The sequence below is a fragment of the Micromonospora sp. WMMD980 genome (assembly GCF_029626035.1).
GTDB lineage: Bacteria > Actinomycetota > Actinomycetes > Mycobacteriales > Micromonosporaceae > Micromonospora.
Genome location: NZ_JARUBE010000003.1, coordinates 630,113 through 654,770, shown reverse-complemented (window position 1 = coordinate 654,770; position 24,658 = coordinate 630,113). Strand labels below are relative to the sequence as shown.

At 74.1% G+C, this 24,658-nt stretch carries 23 protein-coding genes and 1 pseudogene; 4 read left to right on the top strand and 20 right to left on the bottom strand.

The window, feature by feature from the left end:
- Positions 1-25: 25 nt before the first annotated feature.
- The 20 genes from O7618_RS03590 to mraZ form a co-directional block, all read right to left on the bottom strand.
- Positions 26-445: a TraR/DksA C4-type zinc finger protein gene (locus O7618_RS03590; protein WP_091268039.1), complete on the bottom strand. Its 420-nt coding sequence runs from the start codon at positions 443-445 to the stop codon at positions 26-28.
- Between the two features lie 219 nt (positions 446-664).
- Positions 665-2,170, bottom strand: coding sequence for a potassium/proton antiporter (locus O7618_RS03585; RefSeq protein WP_278104510.1), 1,506 nt, complete (start codon positions 2,168-2,170; stop codon positions 665-667).
- Between the two features lie 22 nt (positions 2,171-2,192).
- Positions 2,193-2,501, bottom strand: a complete 309-nt coding sequence (locus tag O7618_RS03580) for a DUF167 domain-containing protein (protein ID WP_278104509.1) — start codon at positions 2,499-2,501, stop codon at positions 2,193-2,195.
- A gap of 2 nt (positions 2,502-2,503) precedes the next feature.
- Positions 2,504-3,118: a hypothetical protein gene (locus O7618_RS03575; RefSeq protein ID WP_278104508.1), complete on the bottom strand. Its 615-nt coding sequence runs from the start codon at positions 3,116-3,118 to the stop codon at positions 2,504-2,506.
- A 77-nt stretch (positions 3,119-3,195) separates the two neighbouring features.
- The gene (locus tag O7618_RS03570; protein ID WP_278104507.1) at positions 3,196-4,002 is read right to left on the bottom strand and encodes a DivIVA domain-containing protein; all 807 of its coding nucleotides are present in this window, start codon (positions 4,000-4,002) and stop codon (positions 3,196-3,198) included.
- A gap of 41 nt (positions 4,003-4,043) precedes the next feature.
- Complete coding sequence (locus O7618_RS03565; protein ID WP_091059628.1) at positions 4,044-4,349, bottom strand: YggT family protein; 306 nt, start codon at positions 4,347-4,349, stop codon at positions 4,044-4,046.
- A gap of 29 nt (positions 4,350-4,378) precedes the next feature.
- On the bottom strand, positions 4,379-5,083 hold the full coding sequence (gene sepF, locus O7618_RS03560) for a cell division protein SepF (protein ID WP_278104506.1): 705 nt from the start codon (positions 5,081-5,083) through the stop codon (positions 4,379-4,381).
- A 193-nt stretch (positions 5,084-5,276) separates the two neighbouring features.
- The gene (locus O7618_RS03555) at positions 5,277-6,023 is read right to left on the bottom strand and encodes a YggS family pyridoxal phosphate-dependent enzyme (RefSeq protein WP_278104505.1); all 747 of its coding nucleotides are present in this window, start codon (positions 6,021-6,023) and stop codon (positions 5,277-5,279) included.
- 9 nt (positions 6,024-6,032) lie between these two features.
- On the bottom strand, positions 6,033-7,148 hold the full coding sequence (gene ftsZ, locus O7618_RS03550; RefSeq protein WP_278104504.1) for a cell division protein FtsZ: 1,116 nt from the start codon (positions 7,146-7,148) through the stop codon (positions 6,033-6,035).
- A gap of 217 nt (positions 7,149-7,365) precedes the next feature.
- Positions 7,366-8,184 carry an FtsQ-type POTRA domain-containing protein gene (locus O7618_RS03545; RefSeq protein WP_278104503.1) on the bottom strand — a complete coding sequence of 273 codons (819 nt, stop codon included), beginning with the start codon at positions 8,182-8,184 and terminating at the stop codon, positions 7,366-7,368.
- Entirely contained in the window at positions 8,181-9,656 is a 1,476-nt protein-coding gene (gene murC / locus O7618_RS03540; RefSeq protein WP_278104502.1) for a UDP-N-acetylmuramate--L-alanine ligase, read from the bottom strand. Before murC ends, O7618_RS03545 begins: the two co-directional genes overlap by 4 nt.
- Positions 9,657-9,687: 31 nt before the next feature.
- Positions 9,688-10,794 carry an undecaprenyldiphospho-muramoylpentapeptide beta-N-acetylglucosaminyltransferase gene (murG, locus tag O7618_RS03535; RefSeq protein WP_278104501.1) on the bottom strand — a complete coding sequence of 369 codons (1,107 nt, stop codon included), beginning with the start codon at positions 10,792-10,794 and terminating at the stop codon, positions 9,688-9,690.
- Positions 10,794-12,209 (bottom strand): putative peptidoglycan glycosyltransferase FtsW, encoded by a 1,416-nt coding sequence (locus O7618_RS03530; protein WP_278109897.1) that lies wholly within the window; start codon positions 12,207-12,209, stop codon positions 10,794-10,796. Before O7618_RS03530 ends, murG begins: the two co-directional genes overlap by 1 nt.
- 237 nt (positions 12,210-12,446) lie before the next feature.
- Entirely contained in the window at positions 12,447-13,574 is a 1,128-nt protein-coding gene (mraY, locus tag O7618_RS03525; protein ID WP_278104500.1) for a phospho-N-acetylmuramoyl-pentapeptide-transferase, read from the bottom strand.
- Entirely contained in the window at positions 13,571-14,980 is a 1,410-nt protein-coding gene (gene murF, locus O7618_RS03520) for a UDP-N-acetylmuramoyl-tripeptide--D-alanyl-D-alanine ligase (protein WP_278104499.1), read from the bottom strand. Before murF ends, mraY begins: the two co-directional genes overlap by 4 nt.
- Entirely contained in the window at positions 14,977-16,539 is a 1,563-nt protein-coding gene (locus tag O7618_RS03515) for a UDP-N-acetylmuramoyl-L-alanyl-D-glutamate--2,6-diaminopimelate ligase (RefSeq protein ID WP_278104498.1), read from the bottom strand. The genes murF and O7618_RS03515 overlap by 4 nt, the downstream gene beginning before the upstream one ends.
- Before the next feature lie 52 nt (positions 16,540-16,591).
- Positions 16,592-18,787: a penicillin-binding protein 2 gene (locus O7618_RS03510; RefSeq protein WP_278104497.1), complete on the bottom strand. Its 2,196-nt coding sequence runs from the start codon at positions 18,785-18,787 to the stop codon at positions 16,592-16,594.
- 3 nt (positions 18,788-18,790) lie between these two features.
- Positions 18,791-19,375 carry a hypothetical protein gene (locus O7618_RS03505; RefSeq protein WP_278104496.1) on the bottom strand — a complete coding sequence of 195 codons (585 nt, stop codon included), beginning with the start codon at positions 19,373-19,375 and terminating at the stop codon, positions 18,791-18,793.
- Positions 19,372-20,430 carry a 16S rRNA (cytosine(1402)-N(4))-methyltransferase RsmH gene (rsmH, locus tag O7618_RS03500; protein WP_347405359.1) on the bottom strand — a complete coding sequence of 353 codons (1,059 nt, stop codon included), beginning with the start codon at positions 20,428-20,430 and terminating at the stop codon, positions 19,372-19,374. Before rsmH ends, O7618_RS03505 begins: the two co-directional genes overlap by 4 nt.
- A 205-nt stretch (positions 20,431-20,635) precedes the next feature.
- Complete coding sequence (gene mraZ, locus O7618_RS03495) at positions 20,636-21,067, bottom strand: division/cell wall cluster transcriptional repressor MraZ (RefSeq protein ID WP_278104495.1); 432 nt, start codon at positions 21,065-21,067, stop codon at positions 20,636-20,638.
- Between the two features lie 356 nt (positions 21,068-21,423).
- Between mraZ and O7618_RS03490 the strand changes: the two genes are divergently transcribed.
- From O7618_RS03490 to O7618_RS32165, 4 genes and pseudogenes are all read left to right on the top strand, one after another.
- A complete protein-coding gene (locus tag O7618_RS03490; RefSeq protein WP_278109896.1) occupies positions 21,424-22,671 on the top strand; it encodes a MurT ligase domain-containing protein in 1,248 nt (415 codons plus the stop codon).
- Positions 22,661-23,383 carry a glutamine amidotransferase gene (locus O7618_RS03485; protein ID WP_278104494.1) on the top strand — a complete coding sequence of 241 codons (723 nt, stop codon included), beginning with the start codon at positions 22,661-22,663 and terminating at the stop codon, positions 23,381-23,383. The genes O7618_RS03490 and O7618_RS03485 overlap by 11 nt, the downstream gene beginning before the upstream one ends.
- Positions 23,380-24,096: a VTT domain-containing protein gene (locus O7618_RS03480; protein WP_278104492.1), complete on the top strand. Its 717-nt coding sequence runs from the start codon at positions 23,380-23,382 to the stop codon at positions 24,094-24,096. Before O7618_RS03485 ends, O7618_RS03480 begins: the two co-directional genes overlap by 4 nt.
- A gap of 1 nt (position 24,097) precedes the next feature.
- Positions 24,098-24,589 (top strand): annotated as a pseudogene (locus O7618_RS32165) (phosphotransferase); the annotation flags it as partial.
- Positions 24,590-24,658: the final 69 nt, after the last annotated feature.

Genomic DNA, 24,658 nt, shown 5'->3' with positions numbered 1-24,658 from the left:
CCGTTCGGCCGCCGGGGAACGGACGTCAGCGCCGCTCCTCCAGCTGCTTGCAGCTCACGCAGAGGGTGGCCGACGGGAACGCGGCGAGCCGCTCCACCGGGATCGGGTTGCCGCACCGCTCGCACCAGCCGTAGCCACCCTCGTCGAGCCGCTCCAGCGCGCGCTCGACCTGCGTGATCCGCTCCTTGATGCTGTTGGCGAGTGAGATCTCCTGCTCGCGCTCGAAGGTCTTGGTGCCGGTGTCGGCCTGGTCGTCCCCGGCCGAGTCGGTCAACCGGTCGCGCTGCAGCTCGGTGATCTCGCTCAGCGTCTGATCGTACTCGGCGTTGAGCTCGTCCCGCCGGGCCGCCAGCGCGGCCCGGATCTTCTCGGTCTCCGCCGCGCTGCGGGTGGCCTTCGCCACCGGCTTGCGACCGGCGGTCCTGGTGTCGGCTGGCTTCGCCATCGTCAGCTCCCTCAGCCGCGGGGCGCGGCGGTCAACGGTACGTGGGCAGGGGGCAGCGGCGCGTCCCCCGCGAACGGAACGGGCACGCGGCGACCTCGCCGCGCACTCCGGAGGTTGGCAAGAATACGGAACGTACAGGCGTCCGACAACGTGCCGCACCGTCGCTCCGTGTTTCCACCCCGAACTGCCAGCAATCGGGGCAAAGGGAACGCTAGCAGATCAGCCGGTGCGGTCCTCGCCGTACTCCCCAAACCACCGGGCCAGGCGACCCCGTCGACTCACCGCCCGCAGCCGACGCTCCGCCTCGTCCCGCACCCCGGCCGTCGCGACGATCAGCAGGCTGTCCCCCACCTTCAGCCGGGCGTCCGGGCCGGGCACGAAACCGACCCCGTCCCGCAGCACCAGCGTGACCGCGGCGCCCACCGGCAGCCGAAGCTCGTCCACGTGCACCCCGGCCAGCCGGGAGCCGGCGGGCACCTCCAACTGGAGCAGGTCGGCCCGCATCCGCTCCAGCGGGGCGTTCTCCAGCAGGATCTCGCTCGGCTCGGCCGGCGCGGTCACCCGCAACCGGCGGGCCGCCGGGGCGAGCGTGCCGGCCTGGAGCAGCGTGAAGATCACCACCAGCACGAAGACCGCGTCGAAGAGCCGGTCCGCGCCCGGCACCCGCAGCGACAGCGGGATGGTGGCCAGCACGATCGGCACCGCGCCGCGCAGCCCGGCCCAGGAGAGGAAGAGCTGCTCGCGCAGCGGGACGCGGAACGGCAACGCGGAGACCGCCACCGACAGCGGCCGGGCCAGCAGCAGCAGGGCCAGCCCGGTGATCACCGCCGGCAGCACCGCGGCGTCCAGCCGGCTCGGCGAGACGAGCAGGCCCAGCAGCACGAACAGGCCGATCTGGGCCAACCAGGCCAACCCGTCGGCGAAGCCGAGGATCGCCTGGCGGTGCGGGAGACGGGAGTTGCCGAGCAGCACCCCGGCCACGTAGACCGCGAGGAAACCCGAGGCGTGCAGCGCCGAGCCGGCCGCGTACGCCAGGACGGTGAAGCCGACCACCGCGATCGGGTAGAGACCCGCCGAGGGCAGCGCGGCGCGCCGCAGCGCGTACCGCCCGGCCAGCCCCGCGCCGACTCCGACCGCCACGCCGGCCCCCAGCTCGTAGCCGAGCAGCAGCACCTCGTACCACCAGGGGTGGGCGGCCTCCACGCCGGCGCGGGACAGCAGCAGCACCAGCAGCACCACCGGGGCGTCGTTCATCCCGGACTCGGCCTCCAGCGTGGCCACCAGGCGCGGCGGCAGGCGCAGCCGACGCAGGGTGGCGAAGACCGCCGCGGCGTCGGTGGACGAGAGCACCGCGCCGTAGAGCAGGGCCAGCCGCCAGTCCAGGCCGAGCACCAGGTGCACCACCGCACCGACGACCGCGATGCTCACCACCACGCCCACCGTGGAGAGCGCGGCCGACAGGCCGAGCACCGGACGCAGCAGGCTCCACCGCGCGCTCAGCCCGCCCTCGGCGATGATCACGATGAGCGCGCAGAAGCCGAGCACCCGGGTCAGCTCGACGTCGTCGAAGTCGATGCCCAGCCCGGCCTCGCCGATGAGCACGCCGAGCGCCAGGTAGACCAGCAGGCTGGGCACGCCGAGCCGGGTGGAGAAGCGCACCGCGCCCACCGCGACCAGCAGCACGGCCGCGCCCACCAGCAGCGCGAGGTTCAGCCCGGGGGTCATCGCCGAGCGGCCCGCCGGTCGGTCACCCGGCGCTGCCGTCGCGCAGCCGGCGCAGCGCCTCGGGCAGCCCGTCGGCCGGGCGCTCGACCAGGAAGAGCTTGTCGCGACTGGCGGCGCCGGACCGCAGCGACACCGCCGCCGGCCGGACGCCGAGCGCGTCGGCGAGCGCCCGCCGGGCCGCCTCGGTGGCCCGGCCGTCCACCGCCGGCGCGTGCACGGCGACCACGAGCGCGGGACCGTACGGCCCGTCGAAACGGCCGCCGACCCGGGCCCGGGCCGCGCCGGGCTTCACGCGCACGGCGACGGCGAGCGGGGGGCCCGTGGTCGTCATGGTCAGCGCGGCCGGGCGTCGGCGAGCAGGGTGGTGGCGGCGGCGCAGTGGGCACACGGGGTGAAGCCGAGTCCGATCGCCTCGGCCACCGGCAACGGCTCGTCCACCCGGCCCTCCAGGTGTGGGCAGTCGTCCAGGTGGAAGCGCGGGTGACCGTCGACCACCCGGACCTCGTCGGGAAGACGGGCCAGCCGGGCCACCTGCCCGGCGGAGAGGAACTCGGCCGGCGGGTCACCCTCGAACGGACCGTCCGGCGCCGGCGAGGTCGGCGCCGGCGAGTAGGCGGCGGCCGCCGCGTCGTACGGCTCGGCCACCGGTGACCCGGGCGGTTGCCGCCACCCGGGTCCACCGGCGCCGACCGTGGACGTGTGGTGCGGGACCGGGCTCACCGGCTCGTCCGGGGACGGGCCGGCGGGTGCGGTCCGGGGTCGCGGTCCGGCTTCCCGACCCGCCGCGGCCCGGTTCGCGGCCGCCTGGCGGGCGAACGCGATGAAGGCGACGGCGGACAGCAGGCTGGCCGCGATCGAGACGATCAGCAACGAGCTGGACCCACCGGCCAGCCCGACCACCAGCAGCACGACCGCGACGAGGATGAGCAGGACGCTGGCGGCTATCACAGCTCACCCCCGGCCGCGTCGTGTCGGTCTGGTGCGGTCGGTGGCCGTCACCGGGACGGCCACCGACGCGGGGTCGATCAGCGGCCGGACTCGAGCGAGCCGCCGCGGCCGCCGCCGTAGGAGCCGGCGAGGCCGGCGGTGGCGAGGCCGTTGCTGCCGCCGGCGGCACGGGTGCCCTCGGCGCGGTTCATCTCGACCTCGAGGCCCTGGCCACGACCGTCGAGGTCGCGCAGCTGGCTCTCCAGGTATGCCTTGAGGCGGGTGCGGTACTCGCGCTCGAACTGCTTGAGCTCCTCGATGTGCTTCTGCAGCGCGGTGCGCTTGGCGTCCAGGCCGCCCATGGCCTCCTGGTGCCGCTGACGGGCGTCCCGCTCGAGGGCGTCGGCCTTGGCCCGCGCCTCGCGGGTGACCTCCTCGGCCTTGGACCGCGCCTCGGAGAGCAGGCTGTCGGCCTCGCGCCGGGCGTCGGAGACGTGGTCGTCGGCGGTGCGCTGGGCCATCATGAGCACGCGCAGCGCCTGCTGCTCGCCGTCGCCGGTAACCCCTGCCGGGCCGCCCTGGGCGCGAACCTGCTCCAGCTCGGACTGCATCGCCCGGGCCGCCTGCTCGGCGGCCGCCTTGTCCCGCTGCACCCGGTCGAGCTGGGCCTTGACGTCGTTGAGCTCCGCCGCGAGACGGGCGTCGCCGCCGGAGCCGGCGGGTGCGCCACCCCGACCGCCGCGCTCCACCTGGGCGCGCAGCTCGTTGTTCTCCTCGATCAGACGGGCCAGCTCACGCTCGACCTCGTCCAGGAAGGCGTCAACCTCCTCCTCGTCATACCCCCGCTTGCCGATCGGCGGCTTTTTGAAGGCGACGTTGTGGACGTCGGCCGGGGTCAGCGGCATCGAAACTCCTCGGGTCAGTTGCGGCCGCGAAAGCGCTCTGGTCAGGCGAACGCCACGATCAGGCGCTGTAACACGAACTCCATCAGCACGAACAGGATAACCAGGAGCACAAGGGAGGCCAGGTCGATGCTCACGGTACCAATTCGCAGTGGTGGGATCACACGCCTCAACGCGCGCAGGGGCGGATCAGTGACGCTCCACACGACTTCCAGTCCCGCCGACGCCCCGCGCCCCGGTTGCCACCGGCGACCGTAGGCCAGCACGGCCCCGAGAACAAATCGGGCCAACAGGACAAGAAGGAAGAAGTAGAGCAGCAGGTAGAGCACCTGGAACAGGATCGACAACACGGCAGGCGACGTCCCTCGGTCGTGCGTGGTTAGCTCAGACTGAAAAAGCCGCCCTCAGCGATCTTGGCCTTGTCCTCCGCGGTGACCTGGACGTTGGCCGGTGAGAGCAGGAACACCCGGTTGGTCACGCGCTCGATCGTACCGCGCAGGCCGAACGCGAGCCCGGCCGCGAAGTCGACAAGTCGGCGGGCGTCCGCCTCGTCCATCTCGGTGAGATTGATGATCACCGGCACTCCGTCCCGGAAGTGCTCGCCGATGGTCCGCGCCTCCCGGTAGGTGGTCGGGTGCAGCGTGGTGATCTGGTAACGCTGCTCCTCCTCCGGGGCCACCGCCCGCTCCCGCGGCGGGGCCTGCGGCGCGAGGGCGAGATTGTCCCGCGTGTGGTAGGTCAACGCGCCGGAGGTCTCGCCGGTCGAGGACCGGGTGATCGACCGCACGCTGGAACGCTCGGCGCGCTCCGGGCGGTCCAGGCGCTCGACCTCGGACCGGTCGCTGTCGACCGCGCGACTCGAGGCGCGCTCGGACAGCCGGCCCCGGTCACCGGAGCGGGTCCGGGGCGCCGGCGGCTCCTCGGACTCGTCGTCGTCCTCGTCGGCGAACTCCTCGGCGTACCGGCTCGACCGGTAGCGCGAGTCACGGTAGCCACCCTTGTCGTAGCCACCGTCCTCGTACGCCCGCTCGTCGTCCTCCTCGACGAGACCGAGCCAGACCCCCGCCTTGCGCAGTGCACCCATCCCCGCGCCCTTCCGTCCGCCATGCGGCACGCGCCCCCGTGCCGTGTCGCTTGATCACGAGTGGACGATCATGCCCACCGGACCGGATCGGCAATCCCCTGGCGCGCGGTTCGCGGCCCGCCCGCCACGGCCCCCGGCTACGGGAACGCCGTCCTGAACAACACTGATGTAATTTGCTTCCGTCGCGGCCAGGCTACCCCAGCGTGGGACGCATTCCGAGCAACGCGCTGCCGACGCGGACATGTGTCGCGCCGTGAGCGATCGCGCTCTCCAGGTCGCCACTCATCCCCGCCGACAGCGCCGTCGCCCCCGGATGATCCGCCCGCAGCCGCGCCGCCACCTCGGCCAACCGGGCGAACGCCCGGTCCGGTTCCCAGCCCAGCGGGGCCACCGCCATCAGGCCGGCCAACCGCAGCCCGGTCGTGCCGGCGACCGCCGCGGCCACCCGGTCGAGGCCCCGCTGCGGGTCGGCCATGCCCGGCAGCGCCCCACCCCGCGCCGGGTCACCGTCGATGCTGACCTGCACCAGCACGTCCAACGGCCGATCCCGGACGTCGGACGCGGCGGCGTCCAGCGCGGCGGCGAGCCGGACGCTGTCCACCGACTGCACCACGTCGGCGTACCGGACGACCGAGCGGGCCTTGTTCCGCTGCAACTGGCCGATGAAGTGCCAGCGCGGGGCCGCGCCGGCGCCGGCCACCGCCGCCGCCTTGGGCGCCGCCTCCTGGTCGCGGTTCTCGCCCACGTCGGTGACCCCGAGCCCGGCCAGCGCGACCACGTCGGCGGCCGGATAGGTCTTGGTCACCGCGACCAGGGTGACCTCGTCGGGGTCCCGGCCGGCGGCCGCGCAGGCGTCGGCGACCCGGGCGCGCACCCGGGCCAGGCCGGCCGCGAGCTCGGCGCGACGTTCGGGTCGCACCGCCGTGGGTGAGTCCGTCATCGGCGCGGCTCAGGACCCGTTCTTGAGGAAGTCGGGCACGTCGACGTCGTCGAAGAGCACCCGGCGCGACGGCTGCTGCGGGGCCGGCATGGTGGCCGGCGGGCTCACCGGCGCGCTCGGCTGGGCCGGCGGGTTCTGGTTGCTCTTGCGCGGCGGGTCGACCGCCTTGTAGGCGGGCGTGCCGCCGTCGAAGCCGGCCGCGATCACGGTCACCCGCACCTCGTCGCCGAGCGCGTCGTCGATGACCGCACCGAAGATGATGTTGGCGTCCGGGTGGGCCGCGTCGGTGACCAGCTGCGCCGCGTCGTTGATCTCGAACAGGCCGAGGTCCGAGCCACCGGCGATGGAGAGCAGCACGCCGCGCGCGCCGTCCATGCTCTGCTCCAGCAGCGGGCTGGAGATGGCCGCCTCGGCCGCCTCGACCGCGCGGTTCTCGCCGCGGGCGCTGCCGATGCCCATCAGCGCGCTGCCGGCACCGCTCATCACGCTCTTCACGTCGGCGAAGTCCAGGTTGATCAGACCCGGCGTGGTGATCAGGTCGGTGATGCCCTGGACACCGGAGAGGAGCACCTGGTCCGCGGTGCGGAAGGCGTCCATCATGGAGATGTTGCGGTCACCGAGGGCGAGCAGCCGGTCGTTGGGGATCACGATGAGGGTGTCGCACTGGTTGCGCAGCTCCTCGATGCCCGCCTCGGCCTGCACCTGCCGGCGCTTGCCCTCGAACGAGAACGGCCGGGTGACCACGCCGATGGTGAGCGCGCCGAGCTTGCGGGCGATGTTCGCCACGACCGGCGCGCCGCCGGTGCCGGTGCCGCCGCCCTCGCCGCAGGTGACGAAGACCATGTCGGCGCCCTTGAGCACCTCCTCGATCTCGTCGCGGTGGTCCTCGGCGGCGTTCTTGCCGACGTCCGGGTTCGCGCCGGCGCCCAGCCCGCGGGTCAGCTCCCGGCCCACGTCCAGCTTGACGTCGGCGTCGCTCATCAGCAGCGCCTGCGCGTCGGTGTTGATCGCGATGAACTCGACGCCCTTGAGCCCAACCTCGATCATCCGGTTGACGGCGTTCACGCCGCCACCCCCGATGCCGACGACCTTGATGACCGCCAGGTAGTTGTGCGGAGGTGTCATCTCCGGTCCTTTCCCTTCGAGATTGGCATGGGCCGACCCCACACGGCTTGGCCGGACCAGAGGAGAACCCTCACCCTCTACTAGAGGCTTAGAGTTATGTCAACCACTGATCTCTTCGGGGCAACGTATGCGCCGCCGCGCCAGGAGCCAAGGACCCGCACCGGCGTGTCGCCGTCCGAGCGGCCGGCGACACACCTGCCGCTCGCTGACCGACGGGTCACCGGAACGTGACCACGTCGGGCGCGCTGACGTCGATCCGGTCGGCCCTGCGGGGCAGCAGCGCGGTGGCCACCGTGGACTTGTCCGCGCTCCGCGAGGCGTCGCCCCAGAAGACCTCCCGCTCGCCGCGCAGCAGCAGCGTGATCCGGGCCAGGCCGGCCACGTCCACCGCGACCAGCTCGGCGCGCAGCCGGTCACCGAGCGCGGCCAGCACCGCCAGCCCGGCCCGGGTGCCCGGGTCGTCCGGGCCCGGCGCGGCGACCCGGACCAGCGGCAACCCCTCCGACACCCGGTCCACCCGCTGGAAGACCACGCCCGCGGCGTCGACGACGGCGAAGCGCCCACCCTGCGGCACCGCCGCGACCGGCACCCGCTCGACCACCCGGATCACCAGCGCCCCCGGCCAGTCCCGCTCCACGGTGGCGCGGGCCACCGGCGGCAACGTGCCGACCCGGCGGGCGGTCGCGGCCAGGTCCACCCGGGCCAGCGGCGTGTCGTCCGGCACCGCCGCGGCGTCCCGGATCTCCACCGGCGTGACCAGCCGCGCGCCGACCACCCGCACCTCGCGGACGCCGAACAGGCCGGTGCCGAGCACCGTCCAGGCCACCAACGCGGCGACCGCGACCACGGCCGCGGCCACCGCCCAGGGCAACGCGGCCCGCATCCGCCGCTGCCGGGCCCGGGCCATGAAGCGGCGGGTCGACGGCGGCACGGCGTCCGCGCCGGCCCGCACCAGCTGCCAGCGCCGGACCGGACTGCGCCGCCCCGCCCCGCCGTCCTGGCCGGGGGTGCGGCCGCGGGCCGGGCCGGGACTCATCCGGCGGTGGTCGCCGCGCCGTCCGGGCCGACGCCCAGGGCCGCCGCCCCACCGGAACGGGCCAGCAGGGCGTCCAACAGTTGGTCACCCATCAGCGAGATCGGCGGCGCGCCCATGGTCACCACCACGTCGCCGGCGCGGGCCCGGCGGGCCACCTCGGTTGGCACGTCGTCCCACGCGTCGACGAAGACCTTCCGCTCCGCCGGCAGCGGCACCTCCTCGATCAGCGCGGCCGACCCCTCGCCCGGCTTGCGCAGCTCACCGGGGCCGAAGACCTCCAGCAGCACCAGCTCGTCGGCGATGCCGAGCGCGGCGGCGATCTCCGCCTGCAGGTCCCGGGTCCGGTAGAGCCGGTAGGGCTGGAAGACCACGATCAGCCGGCCGTCACCGGCCACCTCGCGCAGCGTCTGCAGCGCCAGCGTCATCGACGTCGGGTGGTAGGCGTACTCGTCGTAGACCAGCACGCCGTCCGCGACGCCCTTGCGCTCGAACCGTCGGCGCACGCCGGGGAACGCGCCGAGCGCCGCCTCCGCCGCCGACACCGGCAGCTCCAGGAGGTACGCGGCGAGCACGGCGGCGGCGCTGTTGAGCGCCATGTGCCGGCCCGGGATCGGCAGCCGGATCTCGCCCAACGACCGGCCCTCGATCTCGGCCAGGTAGCGCACGCCCCGCGCCGACGAGGTGACGTCGCTCATCCGCAGGTCCGCGTCGGCGGACTCGCCGTACGTCCAGACCCGGCGGCCCTCGGCCCGCAGCGCCTCGGCCAGCCGCCGCCCGCCCGCGTCGTCGGCGCAGGTGACGACGAAGCCCGCCGGGTCGGTGAGCCGGGCGAACTCGGCGAACGCCGCCTCCAGGGTGGCCAGGTCGCCATAGGTGTTGAGGTGGTCCGCCTCGACGTTCGTGATGATCGACAGGTACGGCCGGTAGATGAGGAACGAGCGGTCGCTCTCGTCCGCCTCGACCACGAAGTGCTCGCCGGTGCCGTGGTGCGCGCCGGAACCGACCTCGGAGATCTCGCCGCCGATGACGAAGGACGGATCGGCGCCGGCCTGCTGGAGCACCATGGTGACCATCGACGTGGTGGACGTCTTGCCGTGCGTGCCGGCCACCGCCACCGTGCGGCGACCGGTCATCGCGGCGGCGAGCGCCTCGGAGCGGTGCAGCACCCGCAGGCCCCGCCGGCGCGCCTCGACCAGCTCCAGGTGGTCCTGCGGGATGGCGCTGGAGTAGACGACCGTGTCCACGCCGTCCAGGTTGGCCGCCTCGTGGGTGGAGTGGATCGTCCCGCCCAGCGCCCGCAGGCCGGCCAGGGACGGCCACTCCCGCAGCTCGCTGCCGGAGACCGGCAGGCCACGGGTGAGGAAGAGCCGGGCCAGCCCGGCCATCCCGACACCACCCACCCCGATCAGGTGGATCCGACCCAGGTCCTCCGCGGTCGTCGTGCCGGCGGGCGTGAACTGCGCGGTGTTCATTCCGAGTACCTTCCCGTCGCGACGTCCCGCATCAGCGGGACACCGCCTCGTAGACGAAGTTCAGCAGGGCCACGTCGCCGTCGCGACGGCCGTAGCCGGCGGCGGCGTGGCTCATCGCCCAGAGCCGCTGCGGGTCGCGGATGAGCGGGATCACCGTGTGCTCCACCCAGGCCGGGGTCACCTCGGCGTCGTCGACCAGCAGCCCGCCGCCGGCCTCCACCACCGGCAGCGCGTTGCGCTTCTGCTCCTGGTTGCTGTGCGGGTAGGGCACGTAGACCGTGGGCAGGCCGATCGCGGCCACCTCGGCGCAGGTCATCGCGCCGCCCCGGCCCAGCATCAGGTCGGCCGCCGCGTAGCCCAGCTCCATCTCGGACAGATAGGGCAGCGTCACGTACGGCACGGGCAGGTCGGTGGGGACCGAGACCGGTTCGTTGCGGGCGCCGATCACGTGCAGCACCTGCACGCCGTTGCGGGCCAACTCCTTGGCGGCGCCGGAGACGGCCAGGTTGATCGAGCGGGCGCCCTGCGAGCCGCCGGCCACGAAGAGCACCGGCAGGTCGGGACGGAGCCCGAAGTGCGCCCGGGCGGCGTCGCGCAGCGCGGCGCGGTCCAGGCCGGCGATGCCCCGGCGCAGCGGCACCCCGACCACCCGGGCGTCGCGCAGCGCCTCGGCCTGCGCCGGCTGGTGCGGGAAGCCCACCGCGACGTTCTTGGTGAACTTCATCCCGAGCCGGTTGGCCACCCCGGGCGGCACGTTCACCTCGTGGATGACGATCGGCAGGTCGCGACGCCACGCGGCAAGGTAGCCGGGCACCGAGACGTACCCGCCGAAGCCGACCACGGCGTCGGCCTGGACCTCGTCGATCACCTTGCCCGCCGCGCGGGCCGCCTTCCACATCCGGTCCGGGGTGCGCACCAGGCTCATGTTGACCGACCGGGGCAGCTGGTAGGCCGGGATCTGCCGCAGGTCGTAGCCGGCCGGCGGGATCAGCTCGTTCTCCAGCCCCTTCGGTGTGCCCAGGCAGGTGATGCGGACGCTCGGGTCGTGTCGGCGCAGGCAGTCGGCGAAGGCGAGCAGCGGGTAGATGTGCCCGCCCGTGCCCCCTCCGCAGAGCACCACCGAACGCAGCGGACCCATCAGCGTCTCCTCTCGCTCGCCGAGCCGGCGCGCGTCCGGTCGGACCGGACGCCGCGGGCCGCGGCCTGATCGTCCTGCCGACGCTGGCGGGACCGGGGCACGGAACCTCGGTCCGCCGGGGGCGGCGCCGGTCGGCGGCGCCGGCCGGGAAGCGGCGGCAACGGGGCCCACACTAGCCGGACCCATCGGGCCGGCGGACGGGCGTGCAGGGCCCGGGCCGCGTCCGGCTCGGCGCGGGCGAAGGAGGCGAGCATGCCGATCGCGGCCAGCGTCACCACCAGGGCGCTGCCGCCGTCGGAGATGAACGGCAACGGTACGCCGGTGAGCGGCAGCAACCCGGTGACGCCACCGATGTTGATGACGGCCTGACCGACCAGCCAGGCGGTCACGCCGGCGGCGGCGAGGCGACGGAACGGGTCCTCCACCCGGCGGGCGATCCGCATGCCGGTGTAGGCGAGCACGGCGAAGAGCACCAGGATCACGGCGCAGCCCACCACGCCCAACTCCTCGGCGACGATGGCGAAGATGAAGTCGTTGTGCGCCTCGGGCAGCCAGCCGTACTTGAAGCTGCTCTGGCCCAGGCCGACGCCGAACCAGCCGCCGTTGCCGATCGCGTAGCGGGCCTGGATGAGCTGGTAGCAGTTCGCCAACTGCTGGTCGAAGCAGGTCTGCGGCGACGGCGGGTCGAGCCACATGGTCAGCCGGCCCAGCCGGTAGTTGTCGGCGTCGCGGGAGCCCGAACCGGCGCCGAGCGAGGCCACCGCGACCAGCAGGCCGACGCCGAGCAGGCCGATCGCGGAGAGCGAGGCGAAGACCCGGCCCCGCACGCCGGCCGCCCAGAGCAGGCCCACCACCAGCGCCAGCAGGCAGAGCATGCTGCCCAGGTCGTTGTAGCCGACCAGCACGAAGAGCAGGCCGACCACCGGGAACAGCGGCGTGGCCAGCTCCCGCCACCAGCCCAGCGCGGCGCCCTTGCGGGCCAGCACGTGCGCGCCCCACAGCACCAGCGCGAACTTGGCCACCTCGGCCGGCTGGAGCGAGATCGGGCCGAGGGAGAGCGAGAGGAGTTGGCCCTTCAACGGCCCGATGGACGCCACCCCGAACAGCGATTCCAACGCGACCAGCAGGTTGAGCAGGAGCAGCAGCACCACCGCCACGCCGAGCACCGGGCGGCTCACCGCCCGGAAGGTGCGCGCGGGCAGCCGCTGACAGGCCCAGAACGCGCCCACCCCGATCACCGCGAACACGGCCTGCTTGGTCAGCGAGGCCGCCGCGTCGTCCTCCTGCACGTAGTCGCGCACGCTGGTCGCGGAGAAGACCATGGTGAGGCCGATCAGCAGCAGCAGGCCGGCGCTGGAGAGCAGCAGGTAGTAGGAGGCCAGCGGTCGGGCCAGCAGGCCGCGCAGCGCGGCCAGCCCGCCGGCCGGGTCCCACCGGTCCGCGCCGGCCGGCGGATCACCCGGTGGCGTGGCCGCGGGCGCCCGACGGGCCGGCGGGTCGCTGGTGACCTGGATGTCTCGTCCCTCCCCCACCCGCTCATCATGGCGGCTCGACCCGCCCGCCCGTGGCGCAACCGTCCGGTCGGCGTGTCGGATCTGAAGGAGGGGCCCCCTTTTAACAGACGTCTGTTAAAAGGGGGCCCCTCCTTACACCTAGCTCACGGCGGCGAGGAACTCGCTGTAGAACAGCCCCAGCGCGATCGCCACCCCGATGCCGGCGATGATCCAGAACCGGACCACGATGTTGACCTCGCTCCAGCCGGCCAGCTCGAAGTGGTGCTGGAGCGGCGACATCCGGAACACCCGCTTGCCGGTGGTGCGGAACGAGATGATCTGGATGACCACCGACATCGTGATGATCACGAAGAGGCCGCCCAGGATCGGCAGCAGCAGGATGGTGCGGGTCGACATCGCCATGCCGGCGATCAGGCCGCCCAGCCCCAGCGCGCCGGTGTCGCCCATGAAGATCCGCGCCGGCGACGTGTTCCACCAGAGGAAGCCCACGCAGGCCCCGGCCGCCGCGCCGGCGATCAGCGCGATCTCCAGCGGGTCGCGCACGGTGTAGCAGTACGCCTCGGTGTAGTTCGGGTCGGCGCACCAGTGCCGGTACTGCCAGAACGCGATCAGGGCGTACGCGGCGAGGACCATCACCGAGGCGCCGGTGGCCAGGCCGTCCAGGCCGTCGGTGAGGTTGACGCCGTTGGTCGCCGCCATCACTACCATGATGATGACGATCACCGCGCCGATCTTGCCGATCTCCAGCGCCGGGATGTCCCGGATGAAGCTCAGCGTGGTGCTGCCGACCGTCTCGGTGTTCGTCGCGTTGCCCCGCACGTCGGTCATGCTCGACGGGAAGTAGACCGCCACCGCGCCGAAGACGGCGCCGACCAGGATCTGCCCGGCCAGCTTGCCCCGCTTGTTGAGACCGCCGCTGTGCCGCTTGCGGACCTTCAGGAAGTCGTCGATGAAGCCGACCGCACCGGAGAACACCATCAGCCCCAGCAGCACCAGCGCCGTGATGGTCGGCTCGACCTGGGCGATCTGCGCGTCCGGCAGCGTGGTCAGGGCCAGGTGCCCGGCGACGTACGCGATGACCGTGGCCAGGATGAAGACCACGCCGCCCATCGTCGGGGTGCCCTTCTTGCCCTCGTTGCTGGCCAGCCCGAGGTTCGATCGGATCGGCTGGCCGGCCTTCAGCCGGGCGAACACCTTGATCGCGATCGGGGTGCAGAACAGCGAGATCAGGAACGCGACCCCGATGGCGACGATGACCGCCCTCATGCGATGTCGCCCTCCGTCGCCGCCTCCCGGGCGTCCGCGCGCAGCGCGTCGGCCACCTCCCAGGTCCGATACCGCGAGCCCTTCACCAGCACCACGTCCCCGGGACGCAGCTCGCTCCGCAGCACCTCGACGGCCGCCGCCTGATCGGTGAGCAACACCGACTCTCCTCCCCAGTTGCCTACCGCTGTCGCGCCCTCGTGGATCGACGCCGCCGGCTCGCCCACCACGAGCAGCCGGTCCACTCCCAACTCGGCCGCGAGCCGGCCGACCTGCTGATGCCCCTCCCGCTCGAAGTCGCCCAGCTCGGCCATGTAGCCGAGCACCGCGACGGTACGCCCCTCCCCGCGCATGCTGGCCAACGCCCGCAGCGCCACGCCGGTGGAGGCCGGGTTCGCGTTGTACGAGTCGTCGATCACGGTCACCCCGTCGGGACGCTCGAAGACGTCCATCCGCCGGGTGGAGACCAGGCCCAGCTCGCCCAGCGCCGCCGCCAGGTCGGCCAGCGGCAGGCCCAGCTCGCGGGCGACCGCCGCGGCGGCGAGCGAGTTGGACACCTGGTGCCGCCCGGTCAGCCCGAGCCGCACCGGGGCGCTCCCCTCCGGCGTCACCAGCGTGTACGAGGGCCTACCGCGGCCGTCCAGCGTCACGTCGACCGCGCGCACGTCGGCCTGCGCCGACTCGCCGTACCGGACCACCCGGGCCGAGGTCCGGGTCGCCATCGCGTCGACCCGGGGGTCGTCGGCGTTCAACACCGCCAGCCCGTCGGCGGGCAGCGCCTCGACCAACTCCCCCTTGGCCAACGCGATGGTGTCCACCGAGCCGAACTCGCCGATGTGCGCCACCCCGACGTTGAGCACCACCGAGATCCGCGGCGGCACCACGTCGCACAGGTAGCGGACGTGCCCGACCCCGCGGGCGCCCTTCTCCATGACCAGGAAACGCGTCTCGGGGGTGGCCTGCAACGCGGTGTACGGATGCCCCAGCTCGTTGTTGAACGAGCCGGGCGGCGCCACGGTCGGGCCGAGCCGCACCGCGAGCTGGGCGATCAGGTCCTTGGTGGTGGTCTTGCCGGAGGAGCCGGTCAGGCCGACCACGGTCAGCCCGGGCAGCCGGTCGACCACCGCGCGGGCCAGCCGGCCCATCGCGTCGAGCGCGTCGTCGACGAGCACCATCGGCACGCCCGGCACCTCCCGGGTGCCGAGCACGGCCACCGCGCCGGCGTCCACCGCGCCGGCGGCGTAGTCGTGGCCGTCCACCCGCTCGCCCGCGAACGCCACGAAGAGCGCGCCCGGGGCCACCTTGCGGGAGTCGAACTCCATGGTCCCGGTGACCCGGGCGTCCCGGTCGGCGCCGGCCAGCCGACCGCCGACCGCCTCGGCCACCTCGGCCAGCGTCAGCGGGATCACCGCTGACCCACCAGGTCGCCGAAGCGGGCGCGCAGCGCGGTCGCCAACTCCACCCGGTCGTCGAACGGCAGCACCTCGCCACCGATCTCCTGGCCGCGCTCCTGCCCCTTGCCCAGCACCGCCACCACGTCACCCGGTTCGGCCACCCGGACCGCCTCCTCGATCGCCGCCCGCCGGCCGGGCACCTCGATGATGCGGGCCGGCGCGGCGGCGGCGTACGCGCCGGCCAGCACCTCGGCCCGGATCGTGGCCGGGTCCTCGGTCCGCGGGTTGTCGTCGGTCACCAGCACCACGTCCGCGCCCCGGGCGGCCACCTCGCCCATCACCGGGCGCTTGCCCCGGTCCCGGTCGCCGCCGGCGCCCACCACGCAGACCAGCCGGCCGTCGGTCAGGCCGCGCAGCGCGGTCAGCACCGCCTCGATCGCGTTCGCCTTGTGCGCGTAGTCGACCACCCCGCGCACCGGCGCGTCGCCGCTGACCAGCTCCAGCCGGCCGGGCACGCCGCCGCAGTCGGCCACGCCGGCCGCCGCGGTGACCGGGCCGACGCCGGCGGCCACCAGCGTGGCGACGGCCAGCAGCGCGTTGGCCACGTTGTGCCGGCCGGGCAGCGCCACCCCGGTGGGCAGCGCCGGCGTGTCCGGGCCGTGCAGGGTGAAGCGCTGCGCGTAGCCCTCGCCGTCGATCTCGTCGGCCCACCAGGTGGCGGCCGGGTCGCCGGCCGCCGAGTAGGTCACCGTGGCGGGCTTGCGCAGCGGGCGCAGCGCCGCGTCGTCGTGGTTGAGCACCTCGACCCGGCAGCGCCCGTCGAAGAGCCGGGCCTTGGCGGCGAAGTAGTCCGCCTCGTCGGTGTGGAAGTCGAGGTGGTCGGAGCCGAAGTTGGTGTAGCCGCCGACGTCGAACCGGACGCCGCCGACCCGGCCCATGGCGAGCGCGTGGCTGGACACCTCCATCACCACCGCGTCCACCCCGCGCTCGCGGGCCACCGCGAGCATGGCGTGCAGGTCGGTGGCCTCCGGGGTGGTCCGGACGCTGTCCACCACCAGGTCGCCGAGGCGGGTCTCCACGGTGCCGATCAGGCCGGTGGTGTGCCCGGCGGCGCGCAGCCCGGACTCGATCAGGTAGCTGGTGGAGGTCTTGCCGGCGGTGCCGGTCACCCCGATCACGGTGAGCCGGGCGGTCGGGTCGCCGTAGACCGTGGCGGCCACCTCGCCGAGCACGCCCCGGGCGTCGTCGACGACCAGCACGGGCAGGCCCGAGCCGGCGGCCAGCGGCACACCGGCCGGATCGGTCAGCAGGGCCACCGCGCCGGCGGCGGCCGCGGCGCCGGCGAACTCCGCGCCGTGCCGGCGGGCGCCGGGCAGGGCCGCGTACAGGTCGCCGGGGCGGACCTCCTGGCTGGCGTGGGTGACCCCGGTGACGGCCAGTTCGTCGGCCCCCTCCGGCGCCGGGACGGCCAGCCGGACGGCGAGGTCACCGAGCCGGACGGGCAGCACGGTGGTGGGACGTGGATTGCCGGACACGGCGTCAGACCCTACCCGGTCGTCCGGTTCCGACCGCACAGCCGCCCCGGTGGTTCGTCGCCACTCACCGATGATGTCCCGCCGGGCCCGCTCAGCGCGGAAAGACCTCGAACTTCGGGGACTTGTCGGTGAGCGACGGGGGCACCCGGGAGTGGCGCAGCGTGAAGCCCATCATCTCGCGGAACGCCGGCGCGGCGACCGCGCCGCCCTCGCCGCCAGGGCTCCAGACGAACACCGCCACCACGTAGCGGGGCTTCTCCGCCGGTGCCATCCCGATGAACGAGCCGACCTCGCCCGGCTGCTTCTTGCCGTTGTCGTAGCGCAGCCCGGTGCCGGTCTTGCCGGCCACCCGGTAGCCCGGCACGGCGGCGGCCAGCCCGGTGGCCCGCCCGTCCGGGCCGTCGACGGTGGTGACCGCCTCCAGCATCCGGCGCAGGGCGGCCGCGTTGGCCGGACTGAGCACCGAGCGGGTGGTCGGTGCGGCGCCCGGGGTCTGCTTGCCGTCGGGCCCGATCGTGTCCTTGATCAGGTGCGGCTGTACGTACGTCCCGTTGTTGGCGATCGCGTTGTACGCGGCGGCCATCTGCAACGGCGTGGCGTCCACGCTGTGCCCGATCGGCACCGACCCGTACGACGACCCGCTCCACTCGTCGGCCGGGAGCAGCCGCCCGGACGCCTCGCCGGGCAGGCCCTCGCCGGTCGGCTGACCCAGCCCGAACCGCTTCTGGTAGTCGATCAACCGGTCCTTGCCCAACTTGTCGGCGATCTCGATGGTCGCGATGTTGGACGAGAAGGCGAGCATGCCCGGGATGCTCATCACACGGCCGTTCGCGTGGTGCGTGTCCTCGAACGGCACGCCGCCGAGGACCACGGTGTTGGCCACCGGGAACGTGGTGTCCGGCGTGATCACGCCCTCCTGGAGCGCCGCGCCGTAGGTGATCGCCTTGTGGATCGAGCCGGGGTCCACCACGAAGCTGGTGGCCGCGTCGTCCCGGTCGGATGGCGAGTTGACCCTGCTCGGGTCGGCCGCGTCGTAGGTGGGCTGGCTGGCCTGGGCCAGCACCTCCCCGGTGGGGACGTCCAGGATCACCGCCGCGGCGACGCTGCCCTTGGCCTGGGCCACCTGCCTGGCCAGGATCCGCTGCGTCATGAACTGCAGGTCCCGGTCGATGGTGAGCTGCAACGAGCTGCCCGGTCTCGGCTGGGTGGTGCTGCTGTAGCCGCCCGGGATGGGCGCGGCGAGGTCGCCCAGCCCCGCCTCGTAGGTCCGCTTGCCGGCCTGGCCGCGCAGCAGGTCGTCGTACTTCGCCTCCAGGCCCTCCAGGCCGTTCATGTCCGGGCTGACAAAGCCGATCATGTTGGCGGCCAGGTCGCCGCCGGGCACCTCGCGCCGCTCGTCCCGGTGCACGCCGATGCCGGCGAGGTCGAGCGCCATTATCTGCTTGGCGGTGCCCATCTCCACGCCCCGGGCGAGGTAGACGAATTCGGTGTCGCGGGTGGTTCCGGGCTGCTTGCGCCGCTGCATCTTGTCGGCCAGCTCCGAGGCCGGCACGCCGAGCAGCGGGGAGAGCGCGAGGGCGGTGGCGTCGCGGTCCTTGACCTGGGTCGGGTCGGCGAAGACGTAGCGTGCCTCCACGCTGTGCGCGAGCGGCTCGCCGGTGCGGTCGAGGATCGCGCCACGCGGGGCCGGCAGCTCGATCACCTTGACCCGGTTGGGCAGGCCGCCGTCGGCGTACGCCGGGCTGTCCGCGGTCTGCAGGTAGACCAGCCGGACGCCGATGCTGGCGAACAGCGTCAGGGCCAGCACCGTGGCGAGCCGCAGCCGCCGGCGCGGGTCGCCCAGCCGGGGCGGTCGGCGCGGCTTGCGGACCGGCCGGCGGGCCGCCGGGCGGCGCGGCCCGGGCCGGCGGCGTGGCGGCGGGTCGACCTCGTCCTCGTCGTCGAACGGTTCGTGTACCGGGCGCGCGGACACGGTCCGCACCACGCCGGCGCTCCGGCGGCCGGCCCGGGCGCCCTCCCCCGCCGCCGGCGGCTCCCGGCGGCCGGTCCGGGCGGCCCGGCCACCGTCGAGCACCTGCAACGCGGGCCGGAACGGATCGCCGGAGCGGCTGCTGCGTGGGGTACGCCGCTGCTCGGCGCCACCCTCGCGGATGGTCCGCCCGCGCGGGGTGTACGCCCGCGCGTCGGAGATCCCGCCGACACCCGGCTCCCGGGGGTCGGTGCCACGCGACGAGCCGCGCCGGGAGCCCGTGGCGTCCCGGCGCGGTTCGTCCGACCTCGGTGGCACCGCTCAGCCTCCGTTACCCTGCTGGCCGGCGCCGGCCGCCGCGCCCTCCGCGGGGTGCGGCACGCCGATCGTCTGCCCGTCCGGCAGCCTGATGTAGGCCGGGTCCGCGGACTCCACCAGGCCCAGTTTGCGGGCGTTGGCGGTGAGGTTGCCCGGCGCCTTCTGGTCAGCGATCTCCTTCTTCAGCTCCTGCTCGTCGACGTCGAGCTTGGCCTGCTGCTGCTGGAGCCGCTCCAGCCGGAACGCGTTCTCGTTGATCTTGGTGTTGACCGCCAGGATGCCGAGCACCCCGCCGACCACGAGCACCAGGATCATCCCGACGAAGGGTGCCCGGGGCACCCGGATCGGCGGCGGCGGAGCGACCCGCAGCCGCGGCGCCGCGGGCGTCGTGGCCCGGACCCGCTCGGCCGGACGCAGCGCGGCGCTGCCCGCCGTCGGGTACTCGCGCGTCCCCCGGGCGCGGGTCCCCTCCCGGCGGTCGGCCGCGGTCGTCGTGTCTCGCGTGGCGCGCTGCGCCGTGGTCCGGCCCCCCGACCGCGGTGCGCGCTGCCCGACGGCCCCCCGGCCGTCGCGCTTCTCGACGTTCATGTCCCCTCCCCCTCCTCGTCCGTCCCGTTCCCCGGTTGGTGCATCGCCTTCACCCGGCGGCGGTACCGTTCGCGGTCGGTACCGCCCTGCCGGGTCTCCTCCGGATCGAGCCGAACCGCGGCCCGCAGCCGCACCGAAGCGGCCCGCGGGTTCGCGGCCACCTCCGCCTCCCCGGGCAGCTCGGCACCCCGGCTCAACAGCCGGAACGTCGGGCCCGACCCGGGCAGTTCGACCGGAAGGTCGACCGGGCCCTTGCTGCGGACCCGGTCGGCGAGCGCCTGCTTGGTGAGCCGGTCCTCCAGCGAGTGGTAGGACAGGACCACCATGCGGCCGCCCACGGTGAGCTTGTCCAGAGCGGCCGGCAGCGCCGTCTCCAGCGCCGCCAGTTCTCTGTTTACCTCGATCCGTAAAGCCTGAAACGTTCTCTTTGCCGGGTGTCCGCCCGTTCGTCGGGCCGGCGCCGGAATCGCGTCCCGGACCAGCTCCGCCAACCGGGCCGACGACGTGATCCGGGCCCGCTCGCGCTCCCGGATGATCGCCGAGGCGATCTTCCCGGCGAACTTCTCCTCGCCGTACACCCGCAACAGCCGGGCCAGCTCGGGATGGCCGTAGGTGTTGACCACCTCCTCGGCGGTCACCCCCCGGGTCTGGTCCATTCGCATGTCCAGCGGCGCGTCCTGCGCGTAGGCGAACCCGCGGTCGGGCGCGTCCAGTTGCAGCGACGAGACGCCGAGGTCGAACAGCACGCCGTCGACCGCCGGGTAACCGAGCCGGTCGAGCACCTCGGGCAGTTCGTCGTAGACGGCGTGCTCCAGGTGGATCCGGTCGGCGAACCGCGCCAGGCGGACCCGCGCGTGGGCGAGGGCCTCGGTGTCCCGGTCCAGACCGACGAGGACCGTCTCCGGGTGCGCCGTGAGCACCGCCTCGGCGTGCCCGGCCAGGCCGAGCGTGGCGTCGACGTGCACCGTCCGGCCGGGGCGGCCCAGCGCGGGGGCCAGCAGCTCGAGACACCGCTCGAGCAACACCGGCACGTGCGTGCCGCGTAGCTCCCCCATGTCGACCCCCACTGCTCGAAAACCGCTTCCGTCCACGTGTCCGTCGTCGCCACGACGCCTCGCCATACCGCCAGATCCCCATCCGCTCCCCGCCCGCCGGAGGCCGCGGCCCTCCGTGTCGGATCGTGCGCCTGGCACCGGGGAAGGGGTGCCAGGAACTCGAAAGCGGCTGGAGATCTCGCAGTACGTCGGGCGCCGTCACGCCCTACAGACCGCCGGGCAGCACCCCCTCCTCGATGTCGGCGAAGTCGTCTTCGCTCTCCGCGAGGTAGGCCTCCCAGGCCACCCTGTCCCAGATCTCCACCCGGGTGCTCGCCCCGATCACGACCAGCTCCCGGTCGAGGGCAGCGTAGGACCGCAGGTGCCCGGGAATCGTGACCCGACCCTGCTTGTCCGGCACCTCGTCGTGTGCGCTGGCGAAGAAGACCCGGCTGTAGGCCCGGGCCGCCTTGCTGGTCATCGGTTGCGCGCGCAACTGGTCGGCGATGCGCTGGAACTCGGGCATCGGGAAGACGTAGAGGCAGCGCTCCTGCCCTTTGGTGATCACGACACCCCCCGCCAGCTCGTCCCGGAACTTGGCCGGCAGGATCAACCGGCCTTTGTCGTCCAGACGCGGAGTGTGGGTGCCGAGGAACATCGGCCCAACCCCCTCGCCCTGAGCGGCGTTCGCGGCGCCGCTGACCCCCCGGGCCGGTGTGGCCCTCCCGGCCTCACCATCGCGCCCCACTCTACTCCACTTCCCTCCACCTGCAACCAGAATCGCCGCCCCGGCGCGGCGTGTCCGCGCGTAAAACCGCACGTCAATGCGGGTGGGGCGGAGTGGAGGGGGTGGACGCCCCCGCCGGGGCGTCCGCTACCCGACATCGACCGCCGCCGTCCGGCCGAGCGCGCGCCAACCGTCCACCGCGCCGTCCCCGGCCGAACGGTTCACCGTCGGCGGCGATCTGGCGGCGGTCGTGGTCCGGTAACCTCGCTCGGGTGACGGACGCGAAGATGCCCATGCGGGCAAAGGTGGCCAGCTCCGTGTCGCGCACCGCCGCGGCGCTGTCGCGGGCCGCGGGTCGTGGCGACGGCTCGGTGATCGGCGGCTGGATCGGCCTCAAGATCGACCCCGACCTGCTCGCCCACCTCTCGGCCGGGCGCGCCATCGCCCTGGTGTCCGGCACCAACGGCAAGACCACCACCACCCGGCTGACCACCGCCGCGGTCGGCGTGCTGGGCCGGGTCGCCTCCAACGCCTTCGGCGCCAACATGCCCACCGGGCACACCTCGGCGCTGGCCAAGGCCGGCAGCACGCCCTACGCCGTGCTGGAGGTGGACGAGCACTACCTGGCCCAGGTGCTGGCGGCGACCGAGCCGCACGTGGTGGCGCTGCTCAACCTCTCCCGCGACCAGCTCGACCGGGCCAAGGAGGTCGCCATGATGGCGCAGCTCTGGCGCGCCGCCCTGGTCCGGCACCCCAGGGTGCGGGTGGTCGCCAACGCCGACGACCCGATGGTGGTCTGGGCCGCCACCCCGCCGGCCGACCCGGCCCAGGGGCACGTGCCGCCGCACGTCACCTGGTTCAGCGCCGGCCAGCGCTGGCACGACGACTCGTGGGTCTGCCCCGAGTGCGGCTCCACCATCCAGCGCTCCGGCGGCCAGTGGTGGTGCACCGGCTGCCCGCTGCGCCGCCCCGAGCCGCAGTGGACGGTCGAGGACGACGGCGTGCTCGACCCCACCGGCGCCTGGCACAAGATCCAGCTCCAGCTCCCCGGCACGGTCAACCTCGGCAACGCGGCCACCGCGCTGGCGGTCGCCGCCGAGTTCGGCGTACGGCCGGTGGACGCGGTCTCCCGGCTCGGCACGGTCACCTCGGTCGCCGGCCGCTACGCCCAGGTGGACCGGGACGGGCGCAACGTCCGGCTGCTGCTGGCCAAGAACCCGGCGAGCTGGCTGGAGGCGTTCGACATGGCCGACGTCGCGCCGACCCTGCTCTCGATCAACGCGCGCGACCCCGACGGGCTGGACACGTCGTGGCTGTTCGACGTCGACTTCTCCCCGCTGACCGGCCGGCAGGTGCTGATCACCGGCGACCGGGCGTACGACCTGGCGGTGCGGCTCGACGTCAACGGCGTGCCCTTCCGGCACGTGCGCACGTTCGACGAGGCGGTCCGGGCGGTGCCGCCGGGCCGGCTGGAGGTCATCGCCAACTACACCGCCTTCCAGGACATCCGAGCGGAGCTGGACCGTGTCAACTGAGAGCCTGCGCATCGTCTGGGTCTATCCCGACCTGCTGTCCACCTACGGCGACCGGGGCAACGCGCTGATCCTGGCCCGCCGGGCCCAGTTGCGCGGCATGCCGGTCGAGATGCTGGAGGTCCGCTCCGACCAGCGGCTGCCCGCCACCGCCGACATCTACCTGATCGGCGGCGGCGAGGACGGCCCGCAGTCGCTGGGCGCCCAGCGCCTGCTCGCCGACGGCGGCCTGCACCGGGCGGTGGCCCAGGGCTCGGTGGTGTTCGGCGTCTGCGCCGGCTACCAACTGCTCGGCACGTCGTTCTTCGCCAAGGGCACCCGCTGCGCCGGCCTGGAACTGCTCGACCTCTCCTCCGACCGGGGCCCGACCCGGGCGGTCGGGGAGCTGGCCGGCGAGGTCGACCCGCGACTGGGCATCCCGCACCTGAGCGGGTTCGAGAACCACGGCGGGCGCACCAACCTCGGCCCGGGCGTGTCGCCGCTGGCCCGGGTGACCGCCGGGGTCGGCAACGACGGCGCCACCGAGGGCGCCTGGCGGGGCAAGCTGCTCGGCACCTATTCACACGGCCCGGCGCTGGCCCGCAACCCCGACCTGGCCGACCTGCTGCTGCGCTGGGCCACCGGCATCCACCAGCTCCCCCCGCTCGACGACACCTGGGCCGACCGGCTCCGGTCCGAGCGCCGCAACGCGGTGGCCGCCGCCGCCCGGGCATGACCGGCGCCGCCCCGCCGGGGCGGCGACCGGTGACCCGCCGGCTCGTCGGGCTGCTCAGGCAGCCGTCGGCGCGCCGGTTCGGGCTGTTGCTCCTGCTGCTCGCCGCGTTCGCGGTCACGCTGCTGGTGGCGCCCCGGCCGGACGCGGCCGACCTGCCCCGGCTCGCCGACACGCTCGGCGGTTACGCCCCGGTCGCGGCCGTGGTCGGCGGCGCGCTGCTGCTGGTGGCCCTGGTGCCCCGGACGTTCGTCACGCTGGCCTCGGGCGCGATCTTCGGCCCGGTGCAGGGCGCCGCGTACGCGCTCGGCGCGGCGCTGCTCGCGGCGGCGCTCGGCTTCGCGGTCGGCCGGATGCTGGGCCGTGACTTCGTGGCCGAGCGGGTCCGCGGCCGGTTGGCCCGGCTCGACGGTTGGTTCGCCCGGCAGAGCGTGTTCGGGGTGATCACCGTGCGGCTGCTGCCGATCGCCGGTTTCGGGCTGGTCAGCTACGGCTACGGCACCACCGCGGCCCGGGTGCTGCCGTTCCTGGCCGGCAGCGTGATCGCCTCCGCCCCCACCGCCATCGGCTACGCCGCGATCGGCGCGGCGGTGAGCAGCCCCGGTTCGATCAACTGGTACGCGGCCGCGCCGGCCAGCCTCGGCCTGATCGCCAGCGTGCTGATCATCCACCGCTGGTGGCGGGCCGAGCGGCAACGTCGGCTCGGTCCGAGCTGACGTGACCGGCACCGGAGAAATTCTGCCCGGCGGGTTCGTCACCGAGGTGGTCCGGATCGGCGACACGGTCCGCCGCACGCCACCTGCCGACGCCGACTTCGCCGCCGCGCTGCTGCGTCACCTGGCGGCGACCGCGCCCGGGCTCGCGCCCGCGTACCTCGGGACGGACGAGCGGGGCCGGCAGGTGCTCTCCCACATCGACGGGCTGGTGCCCTGGCGCGACCAGGAGGACCCGGCCTTCTTCGCCGACGCCGCGCTGACCCGGCTCGCCGGGCTGGTCCGGGCGGTGCACGACGCCTGCGCCGGCACCGGCCTGGCCGGCGGCGCGGAGACGGTCTGCCACCGGGACCTGTCGCCGAAGAACACGGTCTACCGGATCGGGCCGGCCGGCCCGGCGCCGGTGGCGCTGCTGGACTGGGACCTCGCCGCCCCCGGCCGCCGGGTCGAGGACGTGGCGTTCGCCGGCTGGCACTGGGCCGACCTCGGCGGCGGAGTCACCCGGCCCGAAGCGACCTGGGGCGGTCGGGCCGGCCCGCCTCGGCGCCGCCGAATCCCTGACCCC